At 54.5% G+C, this 5551-nt stretch carries 4 protein-coding genes; 2 read left to right on the top strand and 2 right to left on the bottom strand.

Going from position 1 to position 5551, the window contains the following annotated elements:
* Nucleotides 1-1519 precede the first annotated feature (1519 nt).
* Complete coding sequence (locus EV561_RS36700) at nt 1520-1816, bottom strand: hypothetical protein (protein ID WP_245513283.1); 297 nt, start codon at nt 1814-1816, stop codon at nt 1520-1522.
* 674 nt (nt 1817-2490) lie between these two features.
* On the opposite strand from EV561_RS36700, the gene EV561_RS36695 reads away from it, so the two are divergent.
* Nucleotides 2491-2823 carry a hypothetical protein gene (locus EV561_RS36695; protein WP_132528741.1) on the top strand — a complete coding sequence of 111 codons (333 nt, stop codon included), beginning with the start codon at nt 2491-2493 and terminating at the stop codon, nt 2821-2823.
* Nucleotides 2824-3332: 509 nt separating this feature from the next.
* Complete coding sequence (locus tag EV561_RS36690) at nt 3333-4643, top strand: hypothetical protein (protein ID WP_132528740.1); 1311 nt, start codon at nt 3333-3335, stop codon at nt 4641-4643.
* A 700-nt stretch (nt 4644-5343) separates the two neighbouring features.
* Here EV561_RS36690 and EV561_RS37800 read toward each other — a convergent pair.
* Nucleotides 5344-5551, bottom strand: a 208-nt coding sequence (locus EV561_RS37800; RefSeq protein ID WP_207910675.1) for a hypothetical protein, incomplete at its 5' end; no start/stop codon positions are given.

The raw sequence follows: 5551 nt of genomic DNA, 5'->3' as shown, positions 1-5551 counted from the left end.
TCATTGCAGAAAGGAAATAGGTGGCCGGATTTTACTCCGCCCGCGGCTGGACTATTCCGCCGCTACCGTGGCCGACTTTTCCACCGACGATCTCAGGCTCCGACGAGGCCGGGAAGTTATTCCACGCTCCCGCGCGAACTAGACCCGGCTTACCGCAATAAGCTCACAGACGCGGAGCAATAGCCACTCAATTCGACGGCGGCCGTTGGGCACAAAACGAAAAGAGCCCGCACAAGGCGGGCGTAGTGGAGGGTCCAAACGGCACATGGGAAACATATGCACCGAATAGGATAGGTTGCCGATGCGTTCGGTCAAGTGGCGCTCGCTCGGCGCAGTTTGTTCGACGGCTCCAGAGGCCGGGCTCAGCTGATCGCGGCAGTCCGTGCCAAAATGAGTAACTGCATCTCGTCGCGCAGGCCTTGTTTATAGAAATGTATGATTGAGGCCGCGATAGCCTCTTCCTTTTCGCTTCCCCGCTCGATGCTCAACTCTTCGCGGACAATATCGAATACCTTCTGGCAACGATCGAGATCCTCCGAGAAAAGCGGGAGATCAGATGGATGAATATATCGCCTCAACATGCCCGCCCCCGTGCCAAGCGTATAGCGTAGGGCACCTTCAGAATAAGGGATAATTTTCCGTATGTAAGGAAAACCCGAATAGTGAGGTCGTTGCCAGAGCTCATCAAACTGGCAGCGACCTCAGTGAGAACGTTCGCCGTTACAACAGGTGAGGGGTCGCTACCGCAACTCAATACCCAAGGCAGCGACCCTACTCTTGCCACCCCTTGCGATAGCGAGAGGAAATATAGTGCCGGAAATCATCCAGTCCGGCTATCGGACCGAAGTCTGACGCTGGGGCAAGACCGTGGCGGTGGGCGGGATGTATTCCTTCCGTTCGATTATCGTTCTCGATATCGCTCGTTAGTCTAATTTAGGGGTACTCCTAAAGAGGTAGGCCTCACGGAGAGACGCCTCAGGAAGCGGTAGGATTGGTCATAGTATCCCGAAAGAGGCGAGGGTCGGCGCGACGAAAGCTGCCGCCGCTGCAATGAGAGCTATCGCCATTACGATTAAAGCAGTGCGCATAGCATTGTTTATCCGAAAGCAAAGGCGCCGACAACACCCCGGTCTGACCATGGGCTTCTTGGTGACCAGCAGATTATCAATACTGTCTTACCGCCCCACGCACTGACAACCGTCGTTTTCTGGTTAGCCAATGGGGACGGATATACACAACCCGAGAACCCATTTCCCTTGACAGAAAGCGGGATAATTCAGCCTGGTTTGGCCGCCGGGAAATGGCGAAAGAAACGGCAACATTCATCGCCGCCTGGCCGGCGGGGCCATCAATATCCTGCCCATTGGCCTGACACCAGCGAAACACCGCTTCGACAACGGTATCGATTTGTTCATTCTCAAGTGGAATCACGGCTCGGAAAGGCAATGTGGTGTGCTCCTCGATGTAGACTCCCCTGGAAGAACTACCGTGGCCCCGTGTTGAACGGGGCCATCTGGCACTAGTACCCGCAGTCCGGGCTCGCTTTCATGGCCGCCTCGGCTTCGGCCTTGGTCTTGTGACCGCCGCCGACGGCAATGGTCTTCTTTCCGTCGGGCTTCTTTTCTGCAACCGAACAAGCTTTCATGCCGGGGGCATGCTCGACGTAGTACTCGCTGGCGGCCAGCGCAGAAGAGGCAAGAAGTGCTGCGCCAATCGCAATCAGTTGTAATCTCAACATGATGGTTCTCCTGTCGTAGACGTTTGAGGTTGGCTCAAGCAGCCCCGACGCGGGGAACGGCGGGGCTGTCGCCAGCATGCGAAGGGGTCTCGCCATCACATGGCAGCTGCCTGCGTTCGAGCCCAGCAGCGCAGGTAAGAGATCAGGAGATCGCTCGATCGCAGCATACGCTAATAATGATGGTATTTCGATTTTGGGTCATTGACGCGGATCAATTTAGCGCCTGCCAATGCACGGGTAACCCGAACACCAAGCCTGAAGGCCTGGCCGGCCGAGTCTGCATGAGTCCCGTCTGTGAAAACCTCTCGGTTAGTTGCGGTTGCCTCAACGACAACAACCACCCAGTGATTTAGCTCTTGGATTATCGTGACCTGACCCGTGCCCATGACCGCGCCCTCTGCGTTGGGGCAAAGAGGGATCGCGAGCAGCCATACTGCGCTGTGCCCTGTTCTGCCGATAGTTGTAAACTATAACCCCAAACGCGGCGAGGGAGCGGCAAATACTTCTTAACGTCCCGGGAGGAAAATTTCAGGAAATTGAACGTAAAAAGGCCCCGCGCCGGGCGGGGCAGTTGGGTGCTCCAGTAATCGCGTGCTACCGGGCTAGAGTGGCACGCGACGATATTAAATTAGAGAATATTGCAGCACCGTAATTGATATGGCTCAAACAGCACCACGAGCACCCTAACCAAAACTGCCTTTGACGCTCGGGTCGAAGTTGCGATAATCGTGGCGACAGGATAGCAGATATCCATGAACTTCCTTCGTGTCGTCGCCTTGGCGCTCATACTGCTAACACTGCTTGGTGCGGCCTTGGTACGCATCCACATTGATTCCGTGCTCGGCTACTGGGCAATCGGCATTCGGTTTGTCGTGTTTGCTGCAATTAGCGCGGTCATTGCCAAGATTGTGCCGGGGAAGGCGACAGTTGCCATTGTCGCAAGCATTTTTCTTGCGGGCGGCGCAGTCGGCCTACGTGATTTCTTCATGGGATCGCAGGTTGCCGGACTGAATTTGATCGCAGCAGTAACGGGATCGGTTTGGGGCGCCGCAATGGCGCATGGAATTCGAAAGAACTTTCTCTAATCCCCTAACTCACCCCACCCCCGCCCTAACCAAGGGCGGGGGTGGTTAACCTCGACTTTGACTTTTTTCTCAACCTGCTGTTTGTATTTCGCGCACGATAATGCGGAGATTCTGGCTTTGAAGAAGCCTGCCAAAATAGCTGAAATTGTTGGGAAGCCGAGGTCGCTTGAAAAGTCGGTCGACGTACTCGCACTTGAGAAAATTGCTCAAGCCGCCACATATCATCCAAGCACTTATCATTGCCCCGACACGGACGGGCGTGTGCGTGTCAGGACAAAGCCTGCGTCACGTTGTCCCCAGGAGTGGAGTCTTCGAGAAGCCACTAATGCAGTGCGAGATGCGATAAAAGCGGGGAAGGTTTCACGCCAGAGAACGTCCGATGGATTCCCAAGGCATATATGGCACAATGCCGGAGGATTGTGGTACGAAGCATGCACCTCCGATAACGCTGGCGGCATCTATCACGGATATCCGGTTGAGACGAGGGCGTTGCCTTCAGGTTTGGTGTGATGAGCGAGTTTTCAGTAGATACAACTTGGAAAACAGGCAAACGAGTTCAAAGCGAGCTCGATGCAACCATGTGTGCGCTACAAATAACAGTTAACGAACGTAATGTAACGCAATTTAGAGCCGATAGTGAACCCGGCGGTGATTGCGTTGAGTTGCCATCTTACTTTCTAGCGGAATGGATTGCAGAGAACTGGTGGGCGATACTTTGGGAGCCAAGAAAAAACGAAGATGGTTCTGAGGATGATGGGGATTTTCTATCTCGGCATTCGACGTTGGTCGCACAACACGGTTTTCATCTCCCCCAGATCAACTTCGTCTCTAACGGACCAAAGATCCATATTCGAGCATTCTCTCGGACAGTACCGTTCTCCGATGTAAAGTTTCCAAACAGTGGCGAAGCTTCTGTTGAACGCTCCGTAGTCGAACGAGTGTTCAAAAGCTTTGTCGCAGCAACTGTGAAGCAGCTAGAAGATGCTCACGTAACCGGAACAATGCTGCAAAAATACTGGTCGGCAATTGGTCAAACTGATCCGGAAGCAGAATCATATTGCCAGATGATTGGCGCTCTTGGTTTATCGCCGTATTCAGTAACACCAGATATTGATCGCATCCTTGATCAGATGTGTGATAAGCTTGGTGAAGCTTATACATTGGATCTTTGCCTCGTTGCCCGCCCGGAAGAATTTAAAAGGACGGCTCATGCAGCAAAACTCGCGATTGCTGCTCTGCAGTCTTCGCCAGACACAAATATAGCGCCACTGGTCGCTGTCCCGGCACCGAAGGATAATCATTCGACCCCTGCGTGGTATCGTGGGAAGCGCGCTGCCGCGTCTCTTAGAGCCTCGCTTTCCATCTCGGAAACTGATCCGCATGCAGCTGATAGGCTCTTTGAGGCTGTTGGCATCGACCCGAGCAAGCGGGCATCGATCGGGGATAATGATCTCCAGCCCGAGGGCGCTGCGATAGTCGGAGCTATGCGAAGAGACGAAACCGTAGCCAAAATTTCATGCATCCAGCGGTTCGAAGAACAGAGAAGATTTACAGCTGCGCGCGGACTTTTTTCAGCTTGGACAAGCGGCGCCCAAACTGGTCATCTGCTTACTCAAGCTGTTACGCGACACCAGCAGGCTAGTCGCGCCTTCGCTGCGGAACTACTCGCTCCAATAGAATATATTAGAGGGTGGTCTCCGCATAATCAACGTAGGATCACAATAGATGATGTGACAGAGATTGCACAAAATCTAAAGGTTGGGGCTGACGTGGTGTTTAAACAGGCGATGAACAATGGCTATGAAGTCCACCGCATTTAGGGCGGGGTGACCGCTGCCAATCGGTAAAGCTTCCCCCGGGGCAGCGGTCTGACCTCGCCAAGATCGAGGCCGCTGTCGTAGATATGCGCCCTGCGAATTTTTCAAGGGCTGGGGTGGCTTCTACAAAGGTATAGCCACTTCTAAGCAGTTATAGACCGTGTATTGAGGTTTAGCGCATCGGCACGCCGCAATCATCTCAGCGGTACTCGAGATGCAGAAAGCCCGCCTGGCCGGGTAGGAACAGGCGGGCTTATAGGAAGCCATCAGCATGATGACGAAGCTTATATACACCGGCGCCCGTCGATTCGCATTGCAAATTACGATGAACTGATATGCGGCAATTGCGATTGATGCCTTCGGCGCGCGTTCGCGAGACTGCCCAGCAAGGCGTAGGGGTGACAAGAAGCTTACAGTACCGGCCGTTTAGCCCTCCTTCGGTACAAGAGAGTGGCAGCGTGTCGGGCGCATATCGGAGGGTATTTCGTGTCTCAGTCGGAGCCCGCAGAGGGGTACAAAGCAGGCCCCGACGAGGCCGGTGAGTTGTTCTCCAGCGAGAACTAACAACGGCCTATCCAGCCATAGCTCACAGACACCGGTTACTGCCAATCAATTCCGCGCGGCTGCCACCGGTGGCGCGACCTATGACAAAAAAAGAGCCCCAAGGAATGGGGCGGGGGCTTCTTCCGGCTAAATGCGAACGTTATCGAATAAGGCTGCCGACCAATTCAAGAATATCCACCAGCCGCATGCATCCCAGAAGCAGACCGCCGAGCGCTCCAAGCGGCGCGAAGAGGATCATGGCGATAATGCCGGTGTCAACGGCGGAATAATTTCCGGCCACGGGGCGGAGCAAAAGTCGGCCACTGTTGCGCCGGCCTGAGACCGCCGGGAGGGCGTAGCCCGAGCGG

Source organism: Rhizobium sp. BK376 (assembly GCF_004341625.1).
Taxonomy (GTDB): Bacteria; Pseudomonadota; Alphaproteobacteria; order Rhizobiales; family Rhizobiaceae; genus Rhizobium.
Note: the sequence above shows the minus strand (reverse complement) of the source record. Positions and strands in the feature narration are given on the sequence as shown.